The organism is Streptomyces sp. NPDC085937, from assembly GCF_044540535.1.
Lineage (GTDB): Bacteria > Actinomycetota > Actinomycetes > Streptomycetales > Streptomycetaceae > Streptomyces.
The window spans coordinates 290326-306232 of the sequence record NZ_JBITSH010000004.1; the positions used below are offsets into that span (position 1 = coordinate 290326).

Genomic DNA, 15907 nt, shown 5'->3' on the forward strand with positions numbered 1-15907 from the left:
ACCAAACCCCACCGCTCCCGCCCGTGGTCGCGCTCACTCGGGCGGGTGAACATCTCCGGTTCGGCTGGATTTCCGAGCCGCCCAGGCCCGACGCTCAGCGCAACGCACCACCGCGATCACAGACATGAGACGGCCCCCGCCGGGACTGCAATCCCACTGCGAGGGCCTGACCACCGAGGAAGAGGAAGCTTCCCGATGGGTACCCAGAACCCTAGCGTGCCCCCGCACGCCCAGGCCCGCCTAGCGGGCAACAAGCACCCGAACCAGGCCCACCGCACCACCGGCGGGCTCCGGCACGACAACACCCGCCACACCACCCGCTTCACGGTGATCGGCAACCACCTCGCCCAGCACCAGCGGCTCTCGCTCCTCGCCATCGGGCTCGGCACGCACCTCCAGTCCCTGCCGAAGGGCGCCCCCGCCGACATCAAGACCCTCGCCGCCCGGTTCCCCGAGGGGGCCACCCGTATCGCCGCCGCCCTGCGCGAACTGGAGACCCACGGCTATCTGCGCCGCGAACGTGTCCGCACCTCCACCGGCCGCATCGTGACCCGCACGACCTCGTGCAACCAGCCGACGGCCGCCCGCCGCCCTGCCGAGGCACTTTCCCGAACGACAGCCGAACCGCAGCCGCAGCCACAGCCACAGGAGGCCCGCGAGGAGCGCCCCCCACGGGAGACGCGTGAGCAACGAGCGCCCCGCAAACCCCTCCCCGCCGTGCCCCGCCCAGGGTGCAGCGTCCCCGCGCTGTTCCGGGCCGCCGCCGACCTCCTCGCGGACCTCCACCGCCACGAGCCCCGGCTGCTCCTCTCCACCACCGACACGGCCCACCTGACCCCCGGCGTCGCCGCCTGGCTGGAGCGGGACGTCACCCCCGCCGCCGTACGCCGGGCCCTGACCGCCGACCTGCCGCCCGAGGGTGTACGCCGGCCCGCGGCCTTCCTGGCCCACCGCCTCGCGGACCAGCTCCCACCCCCGCCCCCGTTCCGCGTACCGGCCGCCGCCCCGCCGCCGCCCGTACGACACCCCCTGCGGAACTGCGACGGCTGCGACCGGGCTTTCCGTTCACCCGGCTCCGAGACCCGCTGCCGCGACTGCCGGACCGACGTCCAGACGGCTGCCTAGCGTGAACGACGAGGAGCGAGAGCCATGACCACCCCACCCGACCGACCACGCACATCAGGGCGCCTCCCACCGGTACCGGGCCCTGCGCGACGTCGTCCGGTCCACGGACGACGCACTGCCGGGGAAGTTGGAGATCACCAAGGAAGGGATCGTCCACGACCTTCTGTCGCCCAACGGCCGACACGAGCTGACCGCGTCGCTGCTGCGCAAGCGCCTGGAGAGGGTGATGCCGGAAGAGGTCGTGGCCCATACGGGCACGCCTGATGTGGAGGACGAGTATGAGGGCATCCTGCGGCGCCCTGACGTCATGGTGATCACCATGGCGGACATGGAAGTGCCGGCCGGGTTCGCCCCCCGGGCGCTCGTCGCCGCCATCGAAGTCGTCTCGCGGTCCAACCCGGACAACGACTGGGTGGGCAAGCTGCGCGACTACCCGCTGCTGGGGGTCCCGACGTACGTGATCTTCGACCCCCGTACCGGAACCGGCGCCGTTTTCACCGACATCCACTCCACCCCGGACGGCCCTCGCTACGCCGTGCGCAAGGACTTCGTCTACGGCGAGGACGTCACCATCGGCGAGTGGACCATCTCCACGAGCGGCCTGCCGCGCTACCAGGACGGCGGCGCGGAGCGGGACCGGTCGTGAAGGACGTGTTCCGGAATCCGGGGGGACTGTTCCGGTCACCTTCGCCCGTGGGGCACGTCATGTACCCGGCCGGAGGGCGGGACGTCCGGCGCACCGGCCAAGTCGACCGAAGGCGCCCCAGGCCAAATAGGGTGGTCCCATGACGGAACTGCCCTCCTCCAGCCCTCGGCCGGGGGGACCCCCCTCTCGCTCCGCCCGGCGTCTGATGCTGGTGCACGCGCACCCGGACGACGAGTCGATCAACAACGGCGCGACGATGGCGCGCTACGCGGCGGAGGGTGCCCACGTGACGCTGGTCACCTGCACCCTCGGTGAGCGCGGCGAGGTCATCCCGCCCGGACTGCGGCACCTCGGCGGCGCCGCCCTCGGCGGACACCGGCTCGGTGAGCTGCGGGAGGCGATGGCGGCGCTCGGCGTCACGGACTTCCGGCTGCTCGGCGGGGCCGGGCGGTACTGCGACTCCGGGATGATGGGGCTGCCCGACAACGACGACCCCGGCTGCTTCTGGCAGGCCGACGTCGACCAGGCCGCCGGGCTGCTCGCCGAGGTGATCCTCGAGGTGCGGCCGCAGGTGCTGGTCACGTACGACGACAACGGCGGCTACGGGCACCCCGACCACATCCAGGCCCACCGCGTCGCCATGCGCGCCGTCGAACTGGCCGCCGGGGCGGGGTGGGACGTCCCCAAGGTCTACTGGAACCGCGTGCCCCGCTCCGTGGCCGAGGACGCCTTCGCCCGGCTGGAGCGTGACCTTCCCGACCTGCCCTTCGACAAGGCGGGCGGGGTCCAGGACGTCCCCGGTGTGGTCGACGACGAGCGGGTCACCACGGCCGTCGACGGCACGGCGTACGCCGGCGCCAAGGCCGCCGCGATGCGCGCCCATGCCACCCAGATCACCGTCGCCGACCAGCCGTACTTCGTGCTGTCCAACGAGCTCGCGCAGCCGCTGTTCACGACCGAGTACTACGAGTTGGTGCGCGGCGGGCGGCCCCCGGGCCCGGAGGACGACCTGTTCGCCGGCGTCGGCGCGGGGGAGGCGTCGTGAGCGGCGACCGCGTGCCCCTGATGGCGCAGCCCCTGCGTCCGCCCTCCGCGGGGCGGGCCGTCGCCCTGCTCGGGCTGCTGGTGCTGGGCGCCGTGGTGGGCATCGCCGGGGCGCTGGTCCAGCCCGCGTGGTTCCCGGGCGGGCTCCTGCTCGCCCTGGCCGGTGAGGCCGGCCTGGTGCTCGGCGCGTCCCGGGCGACGCGTGGCCGGTCCGGCGGGGTGGCCGTCGCCGCCGGCTGGATGATCATGGTCATCCTGCTCACGGTCAGCCGTCCGGAAGGCGACTTCGTGTTCGCCGCGGGAAGCGGCTCGTACCTCTTCCTGCTCGGCGGCATCGCCGTGGCTGTGATCTGCGCCACCTTTGGTGCCGGGAGGCAACCGGACGGCGACTCCGCCCGACTTCGCAAGTGACGTACCACTTCGCCGTGCCAGGGGCGTGATGGTCCGGTGTGGGTTTCCCCGGCGGTACTGGGATACGGGCCGGATATGGCCAGTAAGGTGGTGCGCGCCGTCGAGCCTCCCTCGAACCCTCGGCCTCGCCCGAGCTGGGAGGACCCCCACCGTGAGGTCGTGACGGGCGGCGGAGCCAACCGGGAGAACCTGCCTTGAGTCGTGAAACTGACACTCCGTCCTCCGGGCCCAACGGGCACGGCGGAGCCGCCTACCCGTCGGGCACGCCGCCCTACGGGATCCCGGCGATTCCGGACGCGGGCCGTCCGGCCGCGCGGCCGGAGGAACGCAAGACCGAGACCACGCTGACGACCCGGATCCGGATCAACATCCCCGGGTCCCGGCCGATTCCGCCGGTCGTGGTGCGCAAGCCCGTCACGGACGCGGAGGGCAGGAAAGCCGCCGCGGACGCCGGGACCGCCGCCGAGCCTGCTCCCGCCGCACCCCCCGCCGACCCGGTCGAGCCCCCCGCGCGGCCCGAGGCCGCCGACCGGCCCGCCGCCGAGGAGAAGCCGGCCAGCGACTGGTTCGCGCCCCGCAAGTCCGGGGCGGGCAAGCCCGGTCAGGGCGCGGGGCCGGCCAACGGGGCGGCGGCTCCCGGTACTTCCGGCGCGCCCACCGCGGCCCCCTCCGGCCCGCCGCAGGCCCCGTCCGCACCGAACGGCGCGGGCCCCGCGGCCGGCGGTGCCGCGCCGGCCGGTCCCGGCGCGCGACCCGGTGGCCCGCGGCCCGGCGGCGTGGTCGGCTCCATGGGCGCCCCGGGCGCTCCCCGTCCCGGCGGCGGGAAGGCGGCCGGCCCCACCGGCGGTCCGGTGGCTCCCGGTCACGGCGGCGGCACCGGCTCCTTCGACGTGACCGAGGCACTGGCCGGCGCCCCCGGCGGCAACGGCGCCCGTCCGGACGCGAACCGCGGCGGCGAACCGCGCCGCGACGACCTCCCGTACTTCGCGGACGGCACCGACGGCGGCAACCGGCGCGACCCCGCGGGGCGGCCCGGCGGCGTGCCCGGCCCCGGCCTCCCCGGCGGCCCGCAGGCCCCCTCCGGCCCCACCGGCGGCCCGGTCACCGGCGACGGCCCGATGACTCCGCCCGCCGCCGCACGCGGCGCGGGCGCCCCCGGTGGCGGCGCGCCCTTCGCGGAGGAGCGCACCGGCCCCGGCGGCGGACTGAGCGACGACACCGCGATCCTCACCCCGCAGAAGCTCGCCGACCCCGGCGCCGCCGGCTACGGGCCCCGCCACGACAACGTGTCCGGGCAGACCGTCACCAGCGGCATCCCGGTGATCCCGCCGAGCGCGTCCTTCGACGCGCCCGGCATGGGCCCGAACGCCCCCGGCCCGCACACCCCGCCGAAGCTGCCCGACCCGGTGAGCCCGCCCCCGGCGAGCTCCTCCAAGGCGCCGAAGAAGAAGGGGCGCAGCAAGCTCGTCCTGCTCGCCACCGGCGTGGTCCTGGTCGCCGGCGTCGCCTACGGCGCGGGCCTGCTGATGAACCGTTCCGACGTGCCCAAGGGCACCACGGTACTCGGCATCGAGATCGGCGGCGGCACCCGCGACGAGGCCGTGAAGAAGCTGGACGGCGCGCTCGACGGCCGGCTGAACAAGCCGCTGAAGCTCTCCGTCGACGGCAAGACCTTCGAACTCCAGCCGGACAACGCCGGCCTGCAGGTCGACATCGACGCCACCGTCGGCAAGGCCGCCACCAGCGACTACAACCCGGTCAACGTCATCGGCTCGCTGTTCGGCCAGTCGCGCGTGGTCGAGCCGGAGATCCCCGTCGACCACGAGAAGCTGCAGGCCGCCCTGGAGAACGCGGCCGGAGGCGTCGGCACGGTCAAGGAGGGCTCGATCACGTTCGAGTCCGGCAAGGCCGTCCCGGTGTACCCGCAGGCCGGCAAGGGCATCGACGCCGCCAAGGCGGCCGACGTGGTCGCCGCCGCGTACCGCACGCAGGTGGAGACCGGTACCGCGAACGCGGTGAACGTCCCCACGACGTCCCAGCAGCCGAAGGTCACCAAGGCCGAGGTCGACCGGATGATGAAGGAGTTCGCCGAGCCCGCCATGTCCGACCGGGTCACCGTGCAGACCGACCCGGCGCACTCGGTGCCGATGAGCCCCGAGAGGTCGCTGTGGAAGTTCCTGCGCGTCGAGGCGGTCAACGGCAAGCTGGTCGACAAGCCCGACCTGAAGGCCCTGGAGGAGCTGTACGGCCAGGCGTTCGACGGTGTGCTCATCACCCGGGGCAACGGCAAGAAGACCGCCGTCACCCCGCAGGACGTCTACGGCGCCCTGCGCCAGGCGCTGATCAGCACGTCCGACCGCACCGCCGTCATCGAGACGAACCCGAGCTGACGCACACACGAAGCGAGCGGCGCCGCACGGATGTTCCGCGCGGCGCCGCTTCCTTTGGTCCGCGCACGGCGGCAGGTTCGTCCGCGCACGGCGGCAGGGCGGCCGTGCGCGGGGCGCGTCCCCACCGTGCGGCATGACATCTGTCATCCCCGGGTCACGACCGCCGGCACTGCCGGGCACCCGCCCCCGGCGGCCACGATGGGCGCATGACGACGACAGAGGCGGTCGTGTTCGACCGGGTCACCAAGAGATACGGCGACGTCCGCGCCGTGGACGACGTGACCCTCACCCTGCGCGCCGGGGAGACCGTGGCGCTCCTCGGCCCGAACGGCGCCGGCAAGTCCACCACCCTCGACCTGCTGCTCGGCCTGGGGCGCCCCGACAGCGGCACGGTCACCGTCTGCGGCACCGGCCCGCGCGAGGCGATCGTCGCCGGACGCGTCGGGGCCATGCTGCAGAGCGGCGGGCTGATGGGCGAGGTCACCGTCGCCGAACTGGTGGGGCTCGCCTGCGGCCTCCACCCCAGGCCGCACCCCGTCCCCGACGTCCTCGCCCGCGCCGGACTCACCGGGATCGCCGGCCGCAGGGCCGACAAGCTGTCCGGGGGACAGGCCCAGCGGCTCCGCTTCGCCCTGGCCACCGCCGGGGACAGCGACCTGCTCGTCCTGGACGAGCCCACCACCGGCATGGACGTCACCGCCCGCCGGGCCTTCTGGGCCACCATGCGCGAGCAGGCCGGCCAGGGGCGCACGGTCCTCTTCGCCACGCACTACCTGGAGGAGGCCGACGCGATCGCCGACCGCGTGCTGGTCCTGCACCGGGGCCGGCTGCTGGCCGACGGCACCGCTGGCGAGATCAAGGCGAGCACCGGGGCGCGGCGCGTCTCCTTCGACCTGGCCGACGGCACACCCGACCGGACCGCGCTGCGCCGGCTGCCCGCGGTCACGGCCGTCGACGTGTCGCCCGGCGGCACGGTCCGGCTGCGCTCCTCGGACGCCGACGCCACCGTCCACGCCCTCTACGGACTGGGCCTCTATCCCCGCAACCTCGAAGTCGCCGGGCTCGGACTCGAGCAGGCGTTCGTCACCCTCACCGGGACCGAGGAGGCCGTCGCGCCATGAGGGGACTGATCCGGCTCGAACTCGTCCGCGTCCTGCGCAACCGCAAGTTCCTGTTCTTCTCCGTGCTCTACCCCAGCGTGCTGTTCCTGCTGATCGCGGGCACCGCCGACACCACCGCCACGCTCGACGACAGCGGCCTGACCCTGCCCGCCTACCTGATGGTCTCCATGGCGTCCTTCGGCGCCCTGACGGCCGTGCTGATGGGCAACAGCGAACGCATCGCCCGGGAACGCGAGAACGGCTGGGTGCGGCAGCTGCGGCTCACGTCCCTGCCCGGCCGGGGCTACGTGCTGGCCAAGACCGCGAGCGCCGCAGTGGCCGCCCTGCCGTCGATCGTCGTGGTCTTCGCCGTCGCCGCCACGGTGAAGGACGTACGGCTGGACGCCTGGCAGTGGCTCGCGCTCACCGGGACGATCTGGGCGGGCAGCATGGTCTTCGCCGCCCTCGGCGTGGCCATCGGGTACGCGGCCACCGGGGACGCCGTACGGCCCGTCACGATGATCGTGTACTTCGGGCTGTCCCTGCTCGGCGGCCTGTGGATGCCCACCACCACGTTCCCCCGGTGGCTCCAGGACATCGCCGGCTGGCTGCCCACCCACGCGTACGCCGCCCTGGGCCGGGCGATGGAACAGAGCCACGCGCCGGACGTACGGGACGTTGCCGTCCTGCTGGTCTTCCTCGTCCTCTTCACCGCGGGCGCGGCCTGGCTGTACCGGAAGGACACCTCGCGAGCGTGAGCGGCATCGGCTTCGGACAACGTCCCCAGAACGTCGGGCAGCGGGCCGTCAAGGTGCTGTGGACGGCCATCTGGCTGGTGTTCCTGGGCGCGCCCGTGACGGACCTGCTGCACGGCGGGCACCCCACGGGCGCGCGCGTCCTCGGCTGGCTCGGGCTCGCCGTCTTCGTCACCTGGTACATGCTGCTGATCTTCCGCACCGGCCGCGGCGACCGCACGGCGCTCGTCCTCGGCTCCGTCGCGGTGCTCGCGGCCCAGTCCGCCGTCCTCTCCCTCACCCTCGGCCGCGAGTGGCTGGTCCTGTTCGTGTACGTCGCCATCGCGTCCGGCGCGGCCCTGCCCACGAGACTGTCCCGCTGGACCGTCCCCGCCGCCTGCGCGGTGATGGCCGCGCTCGCGTTCGCCGTGCCGGACGGCGTGGACCTGCTGTGGGGGCTGCTCCCCCCGGCGCTGCTCGGCGGCTTCGCCATGACGGGCGTACGGGAACTGATCCGCACCACGATCGCGTTGCGCGAGGCCCGCGCCACCGTCGCCCACCTCGCCGCCAACGAGGAGCGGCTGCGGCTCGCCCGGGACCTGCACGACCTGCTCGGCCACTCGCTGTCCGTGATCACCCTCAAGAGCGAGCTGGCGGGCCGTATGCTCCCCGGCCACCCGGAGGAGGCGGCCCGGCAGGTCGCCGACATCGAACAGGTCAGCCGGCAGGCACTGGTCGACGTCCGGGAGGCCGTCACCGGCTACCGGCGGCTACGCCTGGCCGGCGAACTGGCCGGGGCACGGCTGGCGTTGCGGGCCGCCGGAGTCGTCCCCGACCTGCCCGACGAGTCCGGCGCAGGCGACGTACCGGAGGAGGCCGAGTCGGCCCTCGCCTGGGCGCTGCGCGAGGCCGTCACCAATGTCGTCCGGCACAGCGGCGCCCGGCGCTGCACGGTCGGCCTGGTCCGCCGGCAGTCCCTGCAGGGCCCGGTGCTGGAACTCTCCGTGGAGGACAACGGCTCGGGAAGCCCCGGCGCCTCCTACGCCCTGGGCAACGGCCTGCGGGGCCTGGGTGAGAGGCTGGGCGCCGTGGGCGGAACACTGGAGGCCGGGCCCGTCCGGCACGGATTCCGGCTGGTCGCCCGCGTCCCCGTGGAGAGGGCCGCCGACCCGGCGCCGGGAGGGGGAGCCGCATGATCAAGGTCCTGCTGGCCGAGGACCAGGCGATGGTCCGCGAGGCCCTGGCCGCGCTGCTCGGCCTGGAGCCGGACATCGAGGTCGTGGCCCAGGTGGCGCGCGGCGACGAGGTGCTCGCGGCGGCCCGCGCCCACGACGTGGACGTGGCGCTCCTCGACATCGAGATGCCGGGCGCGACCGGTATCGAGGCGGCGGCCCTGCTGCACCGCGAACTCCCCGCACTGAAGCTGGTCGTCCTGACCACCTTCGGGCGGCCCGGCTATCTGCGCGGCGCCATGGAGTCGGGCGCCGACGCCTTCCTCGTCAAGGACGCCCCGGCGGCACAGCTCGCCGACGCGGTGCGCCGGGTGCTGGCGGGCGAGCGGGTCATCGACCCGGCCCTGGCCGCGGCGGCGCTCGCCGAGGGGGCCAACCCCCTCACCGACCGCGAACGCGAGGTCCTGCGCGCCGCCGCCGACGGCTCCACCAACGCGGACCTCGCCCTCGCGCTCCACCTCTCCCCGGGAACGGTCCGCAACTACCTCTCCACCGCCATCCAGAAACTGGCGGCCCGCAACAGGGCGGAGGCGGTCCGCATCGCCCGCGACAAGGGGTGGCTGTAGCGGTGGCCGGCCGGGCCTCGCAGGACGGGGCGTGCGGGCAGGCGCGGTGCTCCGGTGCGGTCCTGTGGCGGCGCAGCGGTGAGGGCTGCCCCGACGGATGAGCCGGGGCAGCGCTGTCAGTTGAGGAGCGCGCGGGCGGCGTGGGCCTCGCCGCGGACGCGGGCGGCGGCCGGCGGGTCCACCGCGGCGACGACCTCCGCGTACGCCTCCAGTTCCGCCGCGCCCGCCGTGAACTCGCCGCGCTGGACGAGAAGCTGGGCCCGCTCGTAGCGCAGCCGGGCGGGCCGGGACGGGAGGAGCAGGGCGAGGTCCAGGGCCCACAGCGCCACGTCGGTCCGCTCGGGACGGGTCGCCGCCCACGCCCGTACGTTGTTCAGGATGCGCGCGACCACCTCCAGCGTCCCCGCCGGCGTCAGCATGGACGCCTCCAGCGGGCCCCCGGTGACACCGGCGACCAGCAGTTCCGCGTCCGCCCCGGTGAGCACCCGGCCCCCGTCGAACGGGTCGGCCAGCACCTGTCCGGCGCCCGGCCCCCCGGGGTCGCCGAAGCCGACGACGAAGTGCCCGGGCAGCGCCACGCCGTACACGGGCGCGCCCGCCCGCCGGGCCACCTCGATCCACACCACCGACAGCAGGATCGGCAGCCCGCGCCGCCGCCGCAGCACCGCGTGCAGCAGCGAGGACTCCAGCCGCCGGTAGTCGTCCGGGACGCCGTGGAAGCCGTACCGCTCACCCAGCAGGTCCCGCAGCGCCAGCGCCCAGGCACGCGGCGACCCGGGCCGGTGCGGCAGCTCGCCGGCCAGCCGGTCGAGCTCGATCTCCACCGCGTCCATGCCCGCCTCGTCGAGCGTGCCGTCGCCCTCCGCGCCCACCAGCAGGCAGAGCGCGGACAGGCCGGGCCGCTCGCTGCGGGCCTCCTCGGCGAACCGCCGGCGCAGTTCGGCGGAGCGTCCGGGCGGTGGGGGCCAAGGGGAGCGCATACCCGGTTCGTGCCCGCTCACAGCGCTCCGTCACCTGCCGGAGCCGACGATTCCGCGGGAGACGTGCGCGGCTCGCGGTAGTGGTGGTACGCGTGGTGCGGGGCGAAGCCCATACGGCCGTACAGTGCCCGCGCGCCCTCGTTGTCCACCTCGACCTGGAGCCAGGCCGCCGACGCGCCCTCCTCCAGCGCCCGGCGGGCCAGCGTCACCATCACGGCCGTGGCCAGCCCCCGCCGCCGCTGCGCCGGATCCACCTCGACCGCCGCGAACCCGGCCCACCGGCCGTCCACGACGCACCGCCCGATGGCGGCCGGCGCCGCCGCGCCCGGAGCGCCCGGCACCGTCGCGAACCACACCGACGGCTCACCCGGACTCCCGGCCGGCGCGCCCGGGGAACCCCCGCCCAGCACCCGCAGGGCCACCTCGCTCACGCCCTTGCGCTGGTACCGGGACAGCCACGCCCCGTCCGCCTCCCGCGACAGCAGCACCGCGGACGACGGGTCACCCAGGTCCGCGACCGGCGCGAGCGCCCCCGTCCACAGCTCGGCGGTCACGTCACGGACCCACCCGCGCCGCTCCAGCTCCGCGCACAGCAGCTCCTGCGTGCCCTCGGCGCCCGTGGCGGTCTGGACGTACGCCGGCAGCCCGCGGGCCGCGTACCAGCGGCGTACGGCCGTCAACGCGTCGTCGAGCGGCATCCCGGGGTCACCCAGCGGCAGCACGGAGTTGGCCCGCCGGGTGAACCCGCCCGCTGCCCGCAGCTCCCATCCGCCGAGCCGCTCGCTCTCCACCGGCCGCCAGCCCCGCGCGGCGATCCGCGCCAGCTCCTCGTAGGACGCGGCGGGCCCGCGCCGACGCGCCGGGGCGGCGGGAACGACCTTGCCCGCGACCAGCGCGGACTCGGCGACGCGGACACTTTCCCCGCTCTTCCTTGTGATCCGCAACACACCGTTGTCCCATGATGTGAGAACGCCGACCGTGTCGCCGAACTTCTCACCCGAAGGACCATGTTCGATCAAGCTCCGTACGGAGACCCGTTTCCCCACGTCAGCAGTGGTGATACGGACCTCGAGGCGCCCGGCGGCTGAGATTTCCACAGGTCAGTTCACCCCTCCTGTTCGGATCATGCTCCGGAACGGAGATACTAGGGGCGGGCATCGACGACGCCGCGCTCCCGCGCGCCAGGCGGCGGAGCCTGAGGAGGCCCGCCAGCGCCCTATCGAGGAGGAACGACAGCGTGACCTACGTCATCGCGCAGCCTTGTGTCGACGTCAAGGACAAGGCGTGCATCGAGGAGTGCCCGGTCGACTGCATCTACGAGGGCCAGCGGTCCTTGTACATCCACCCGGACGAATGCGTCGACTGCGGCGCCTGTGAACCGGTCTGCCCGGTCGAGGCGATCTTCTACGAGGACGACACTCCGGAGGAGTGGAAGGACTACTACAAGGCGAACGTCGAGTTCTTCGACGAGCTCGGCTCCCCCGGCGGCGCCAGCAAGCTCGGTCTGATCGAGCGGGACCACCCGTTCATCGCCGCGCTGCCGCCCCAGGCGTAGCCGTCCCGCATCGGCCTCGCACCGACGCGTCGCCCCCGGTCCCGTACGGCCCCGCCCGCCGTACGGGACCGAGGCGTTCCCCGAACCAGAAAGTGAGCCCCCGCCCGTGTCCGCAGTCTCCGACCGGCTGCCCGCCTTCCCCTGGGACAAGCTGGAGCCGTACAAGAAGACGGCCGCCGCGCACCCCGACGGCATCGTCGACCTCTCGGTCGGCACGCCCGTCGACCCGGTGCCCGAGCACATCCAGAAGGCGCTGATCGCGGCGGCGGACTCGCCGGGCTATCCCACGGTGTGGGGCACCCCGGAACTGCGGGACGCGATCACCCGCTGGGTGGAACACCGGCTGGGCGCCCGCGAGGTGACCCACCGGCACGTCCTGCCGGTCGTCGGCTCCAAGGAGCTCGTCGCCTGGCTCCCCACCCAGCTGGGCCTCGGCCCCGGCGACCAGGTCGCCTACCCGCGCCTGGCCTACCCGACGTACGAGGTGGGCGCCCGTCTGGCCCGCGCGGAGTACGTGGCGTACGACGACCCGACCGAGCTGGACCCCGCGCGGCTGAAGCTGCTGTGGCTCAACTCGCCGTCCAACCCGACGGGCCGGGTGCTGCCCAAGGAGGAGCTGACGAGGATCGTCGCCTGGGCCCGCGAGCACGGGGTGCTGGTCCTCTCCGACGAGTGCTACCTCGAGCTGGGCTGGGAGGCCGACCCCGTCTCGGTGCTCCACCCGGACGTCAACGGCGGCTCCTACGACGGCATCGTCGCCGTCCACTCGCTGTCCAAGCGGTCCAACCTGGCCGGTTACCGCGCCGCGTTCCTGGCCGGCGACCCGGCGGTGCTCGGCCCGCTGCTGGAGATCCGCAAGCACGGCGGGATGATGACGCCGGCCCCGACCCAGGCGGCCGTGGTGGCGGCCCTCGGCGACGACGAGCACGTCCGCGTCCAGCGCGAGCGGTACGCGGCCCGCCGCACGGCCCTGCGCGAGGCCCTGCTCGCCCACGGCTTCCGCATCGAGCACAGCGAGGCCAGCCTGTACCTGTGGGCCACGCGTGACGAGTCCTGCTGGGACACCGTCGCCCACCTCGCGGACCGCGGCATCCTGGTCGCCCCCGGCGACTTCTACGGCCCGGCCGGCGACCGCTTCGTCCGCGTCGCCCTGACCGCGACGAACGAACGCGTCCGGTCGGCGGTCACTCGACTGACCTCCTGACCCGCCGCGTCGTCGCCGACGCGGCGGGGCACGACGACGGGGCCCGGGGAGAACTCCCCGGGCCCCGTCGCCTTCGCCGGGTGCGCCCCGCGGCGGTGAGGTCAGCCGATGGGCAGGCCCTTCACCGGCAGCTTCTTCGCCGCGCCGCCCTTGGCGAGGGAGTCGGTCGGCAGTTCCTTCACCACCGGCACGGCCTTCTTCACGGTCGTGCCCGCGGCCGGCGCCACCTCGGTCGCGTCGGGCGCGGTCTTGCCGACACCCTTGGTCACGTTGTCCACGGTCTTGCCCGGCGCACCGTCCAGGGCGTTCAGCCCGAGGTTCGGGGCGGCCGGCAGCGCCGGCGCCGCGCTCGCGGAACCGGCGGCACCGACCCCGGCGGCCGCTCCCGCAGCGACGATCAGCGCGGCACGGGCGATCCGACGGGTCAGGGGGAGGGACATGGTGCTCCTTCGACGGCAGAGAACGATGAGGTCCGGCCGCCCGGTGACGACCCACTGGCTGTCGACCGCCTGTCGCCGGGCTCGGACGCAGTGACTACCGCGCGACCGCCCCGAAAGTTGCGGAGGCGCCGGGCAAAGAGTCGGCAATGCGGGGCATTGTCGGCCGGGTTCAACGCCTGCGGGTGATCTCCCGCACTCCTGCGCGGGGGCACGTCCGCACACCTGCGCGGGCCTGCGTGCCCTTCCTTGCGGAGCCGCCCCGTGCTACTCGCCGGTGGTGATCCGGACCGCGTCCGCGCCGCCGTCCGTGCCCGCGGACCCCTTGCCGTCCAGCGTCCGCCACTGGCTGTCCGTGTGCCCGGCGACCCACTCCCGCCCGCCGTACGACACGCTCCGTATGTGCAGCTCGGAGGCGTTGGCCACGGCCCAGTGGGCCAGCTGCCACCCCCGCTCACCGGCGTGCCGCCGGTCGCCGGAGACGGCGGTGACGGGAAGCGTCACGGTCCGCCCGCAGGAGCCGTCGCCCGCCGCCTCCGCGGACGCGGAGGGCGTCGGGCGCGACCGCTCCCCGGCGTCGTCGCCCACCTCGGCGCCGGCCGGCTCCAGCACGTCCCGGCCGAAGTCCCGGGCCAGCGCGGCCCGCACCGCGTCCGCGCCGCGCGCCCGGGTGGCCGCCGGCCGGCCCTCGCAGGTCAGCGTCGCCCCGGAGCGCCCGGTGAGGGCGGCCGCCAGCAGCGTCGCGTCCGGCTCGTGCTTGGCGTACGCCTGCGGGAAACCGCTGCGCTGCACCTTCTGCGCGGCGACGGTCAGCGGCAGCCGCGTGTAGCCCGGCACCTTCTCCAGGTGCTCGTAGAACTTCTCCGACGCGTACGCCGGGTCCATGATCTGCTTCGGCGTGCCCCAGCCCTGCGAGGGACGCTGCTGGAACAGCCCCAGCGAGTCACGGTCCCCGAAGTCGATGTTGCGCAGCGCCGACTCCTGGAGCGCGGTCGCCAGCGCGATCGTCACGGCCCGCTCGGGCAGGTCGCGCGCGGTGCCCACGGCACTGATCGTCGCCGCGTTCACCGCCTGCTCGGGGGTGAACTCGTAGGTCGCCCCGTCGCCCTTGCCGGACACGACCTTGCAGCCCGGGCCGCCGGTGCCTCCGGTGACGTACTGCGCCACGACGTATCCGGCGACCGCTGACAGCACCGCGAAGGCCGCGCCGCAGCGGAGCAGACGGCCACGGCGCTTGCGCTTGAGAGGAGGGGACGGCTCTGGCACGCGTACAAGGTACTGGAGAGTACGTTCGCGTGTGAGCCCTGTGGGGACAGTGGGCCGAAGCCCGTCCGCGCTAGGGTCGACGGCATGGCCGACACCCCGCTTGACCTCACGCTGGACGCCGCACGCCTGACCGCGCAGCTCGTCGACTTCCCCTCCGAGAGCGGCACCGAGAAGCCGCTCGCGGACGCCGTCGAGGCGGCCCTGCGTACCCTGCCGCACCTCTCGGTCGACCGGCACGGCAACAACGTGGTCGCCCGCACCCGGCTGGGCCGCGCGGAGCGGGTGATCCTCGCCGGCCACATCGACACGGTCCCGATCGCGGACAACGTCCCCTCGCGCCTCGACGAGGACGGCGTCCTGTGGGGCTGCGGCACCTGCGACATGAAGGCGGGCGTGGCCGTCCAGCTGCGCATCGCGGCCACCGTCCCCGAGCCCAACCGCGACCTCACCTTCGTCTTCTACGACAACGAGGAGGTCGCCGCCGACCTCAACGGCCTGAAGCATGTCGCCGAGACGCACCCCGACTGGCTGGAGGGCGACTTCGCGGTGCTCCTCGAGCCCTCCGACGGGCAGGTCGAGGGCGGCTGCCAGGGCACCCTGCGCGTGCTGCTGAAGACCTCCGGCGAGCGCGCCCACTCCGCGCGCGGCTGGATGGGCTCCAACGCCATCCACGCCGCCGCGCCGATCCTCGCCCGCCTGGCCTCCTACGAGCCCCGGTGGCCGGTCATCGACGGCCTGGAGTACCGCGAGGGCCTCAACGCGGTCGGCATCTCCGGAGGCGTGGCCGGCAACGTCATCCCCGACGAGTGCGTCGTCACGGTGAACTTCCGCTACGCCCCCGACCGCAGCGAGGAGGAGGCCCTGGCGCATGTCCGGGAGGTCTTCGCGGACTGCGGCGTGACCGAGTTCGTCGTCGACGACCACAGCGGCGCGGCCCTGCCCGGCCTGTCCCACCCGGCCGCGGCGGCCTTCATCGAGGCGGTCGGCGGCACCCCGCAGCCCAAGTACGGCTGGACCGACGTGTCCCGCTTCTCCGCGCTGGGCGTCCCCGCCGTGAACTACGGCCCCGGCAACCCCCATCTGGCCCACAAGCGCGACGAGCGCGTCGACACCGCCAAGATCCTCGCGGGCGAGGAGCGGCTGCGGTCCTGGCTGACCGCCTGACACCCGTACGGGCGGCGTCGCGTTTGGAACGCTCTCCCGTGGACATGCTGACG

At 74.3% G+C, this 15907-nt stretch carries 16 protein-coding genes; 12 read left to right on the forward strand and 4 right to left on the reverse strand.

Annotation, left to right across the window (positions count from 1 at the left end; all coding sequences use genetic code 11):
• The first annotated feature begins 195 nt into the window (after positions 1-195).
• From ACIF8S_RS11420 to ACIF8S_RS11460, 9 genes are all read left to right on the forward strand, one after another.
• The gene (locus ACIF8S_RS11420) at positions 196-1125 is read left to right on the forward strand and encodes a helix-turn-helix domain-containing protein (protein ID WP_399998794.1); all 930 of its coding nucleotides are present in this window, start codon (positions 196-198) and stop codon (positions 1123-1125) included.
• Between the two features lie 82 nt (positions 1126-1207).
• Positions 1208-1771 carry a Uma2 family endonuclease gene (locus ACIF8S_RS11425; RefSeq protein ID WP_399999020.1) on the forward strand — a complete coding sequence of 188 codons (564 nt, stop codon included), beginning with the start codon at positions 1208-1210 and terminating at the stop codon, positions 1769-1771.
• Positions 1772-1910: 139 nt separating this feature from the next.
• A complete protein-coding gene (mshB, locus tag ACIF8S_RS11430; RefSeq protein ID WP_399998795.1) occupies positions 1911-2816 on the forward strand; it encodes an N-acetyl-1-D-myo-inositol-2-amino-2-deoxy-alpha-D-glucopyranoside deacetylase in 906 nt (301 codons plus the stop codon).
• Positions 2817-2836: 20 nt separating this feature from the next.
• Positions 2837-3226, forward strand: coding sequence for a DUF6113 family protein (locus ACIF8S_RS11435; protein WP_399999022.1), 390 nt, complete (start codon positions 2837-2839; stop codon positions 3224-3226).
• 194 nt (positions 3227-3420) lie between these two features.
• Positions 3421-5616, forward strand: coding sequence for a hypothetical protein (locus ACIF8S_RS11440; RefSeq protein ID WP_399998796.1), 2196 nt, complete (start codon positions 3421-3423; stop codon positions 5614-5616).
• 206 nt (positions 5617-5822) lie between these two features.
• A complete protein-coding gene (locus tag ACIF8S_RS11445; protein WP_399998797.1) occupies positions 5823-6737 on the forward strand; it encodes an ABC transporter ATP-binding protein in 915 nt (304 codons plus the stop codon).
• Positions 6734-7474 (forward strand): ABC transporter permease, encoded by a 741-nt coding sequence (locus ACIF8S_RS11450; protein WP_399998798.1) that lies wholly within the window; start codon positions 6734-6736, stop codon positions 7472-7474. Before ACIF8S_RS11445 ends, ACIF8S_RS11450 begins: the two co-directional genes overlap by 4 nt.
• Positions 7471-8646, forward strand: a complete 1176-nt coding sequence (locus tag ACIF8S_RS11455; RefSeq protein WP_399998799.1) for a sensor histidine kinase — start codon at positions 7471-7473, stop codon at positions 8644-8646. The genes ACIF8S_RS11450 and ACIF8S_RS11455 overlap by 4 nt, the downstream gene beginning before the upstream one ends.
• Positions 8643-9248, forward strand: coding sequence for a response regulator transcription factor (locus ACIF8S_RS11460; RefSeq protein WP_349798194.1), 606 nt, complete (start codon positions 8643-8645; stop codon positions 9246-9248). Before ACIF8S_RS11455 ends, ACIF8S_RS11460 begins: the two co-directional genes overlap by 4 nt.
• Before the next feature lie 116 nt (positions 9249-9364).
• On the opposite strand, the gene ACIF8S_RS11465 is transcribed toward ACIF8S_RS11460, so the two are convergent.
• Together ACIF8S_RS11465 and ACIF8S_RS11470 are read right to left on the reverse strand one after the other, a co-directional pair.
• On the reverse strand, positions 9365-10228 hold the full coding sequence (locus ACIF8S_RS11465) for a transglutaminase-like domain-containing protein (protein WP_399998800.1): 864 nt from the start codon (positions 10226-10228) through the stop codon (positions 9365-9367).
• Positions 10229-10245: 17 nt separating this feature from the next.
• On the reverse strand, positions 10246-11325 hold the full coding sequence (locus tag ACIF8S_RS11470) for a GNAT family N-acetyltransferase (protein ID WP_399998801.1): 1080 nt from the start codon (positions 11323-11325) through the stop codon (positions 10246-10248).
• A gap of 140 nt (positions 11326-11465) precedes the next feature.
• Here ACIF8S_RS11470 and fdxA point away from each other — a divergent pair, with 140 nt between their 5' ends.
• Together fdxA and ACIF8S_RS11480 are read left to right on the forward strand one after the other, a co-directional pair.
• Positions 11466-11783, forward strand: a complete 318-nt coding sequence (gene fdxA / locus ACIF8S_RS11475) for a ferredoxin (RefSeq protein WP_004926152.1) — start codon at positions 11466-11468, stop codon at positions 11781-11783.
• 106 nt (positions 11784-11889) lie between these two features.
• Complete coding sequence (locus tag ACIF8S_RS11480) at positions 11890-12987, forward strand: bifunctional succinyldiaminopimelate transaminase/glutamate-prephenate aminotransferase (protein WP_399998803.1); 1098 nt, start codon at positions 11890-11892, stop codon at positions 12985-12987.
• A 101-nt stretch (positions 12988-13088) separates the two neighbouring features.
• Here ACIF8S_RS11480 and ACIF8S_RS11485 read toward each other — a convergent pair whose 3' ends face one another.
• Entirely contained in the window at positions 13089-13427 is a 339-nt protein-coding gene (locus ACIF8S_RS11485; protein ID WP_349798203.1) for an ATP-binding protein, read from the reverse strand.
• Between the two features lie 264 nt (positions 13428-13691).
• Positions 13692-14690: a heavy metal transporter gene (locus ACIF8S_RS11490; protein WP_399998805.1), complete on the reverse strand. Its 999-nt coding sequence runs from the start codon at positions 14688-14690 to the stop codon at positions 13692-13694.
• An 84-nt stretch (positions 14691-14774) separates the two neighbouring features.
• On the opposite strand from ACIF8S_RS11490, the gene dapE reads away from it, so the two are divergent.
• The gene (gene dapE / locus ACIF8S_RS11495) at positions 14775-15854 is read left to right on the forward strand and encodes a succinyl-diaminopimelate desuccinylase (RefSeq protein ID WP_399998806.1); all 1080 of its coding nucleotides are present in this window, start codon (positions 14775-14777) and stop codon (positions 15852-15854) included.
• The last annotated feature ends 53 nt before the right edge of the window (positions 15855-15907 follow it).

Coding starts and splice junctions, on each gene's coding strand:
- ACIF8S_RS11420 (WP_399998794.1), top strand. CDS start 196: ATGGGTACCCAGAACCCTAGCGTGCCCCCGCACGCCCAGGCCCGCCTA.
- mshB (WP_399998795.1), top strand. CDS start 1,911: ATGACGGAACTGCCCTCCTCCAGCCCTCGGCCGGGGGGACCCCCCTCT.
- ACIF8S_RS11435 (WP_399999022.1), top strand. CDS start 2,837: ATGGCGCAGCCCCTGCGTCCGCCCTCCGCGGGGCGGGCCGTCGCCCTG.
- ACIF8S_RS11445 (WP_399998797.1), top strand. CDS start 5,823: ATGACGACGACAGAGGCGGTCGTGTTCGACCGGGTCACCAAGAGATAC.
- ACIF8S_RS11450 (WP_399998798.1), top strand. CDS start 6,734: ATGAGGGGACTGATCCGGCTCGAACTCGTCCGCGTCCTGCGCAACCGC.
- ACIF8S_RS11460 (WP_349798194.1), top strand. CDS start 8,643: ATGATCAAGGTCCTGCTGGCCGAGGACCAGGCGATGGTCCGCGAGGCC.
- ACIF8S_RS11465 (WP_399998800.1), bottom strand. CDS start 10,228: ATGCGCTCCCCTTGGCCCCCACCGCCCGGACGCTCCGCCGAACTGCGC.
- ACIF8S_RS11485 (WP_349798203.1), bottom strand. CDS start 13,427: ATGTCCCTCCCCCTGACCCGTCGGATCGCCCGTGCCGCGCTGATCGTC.
- dapE (WP_399998806.1), top strand. CDS start 14,775: ATGGCCGACACCCCGCTTGACCTCACGCTGGACGCCGCACGCCTGACC.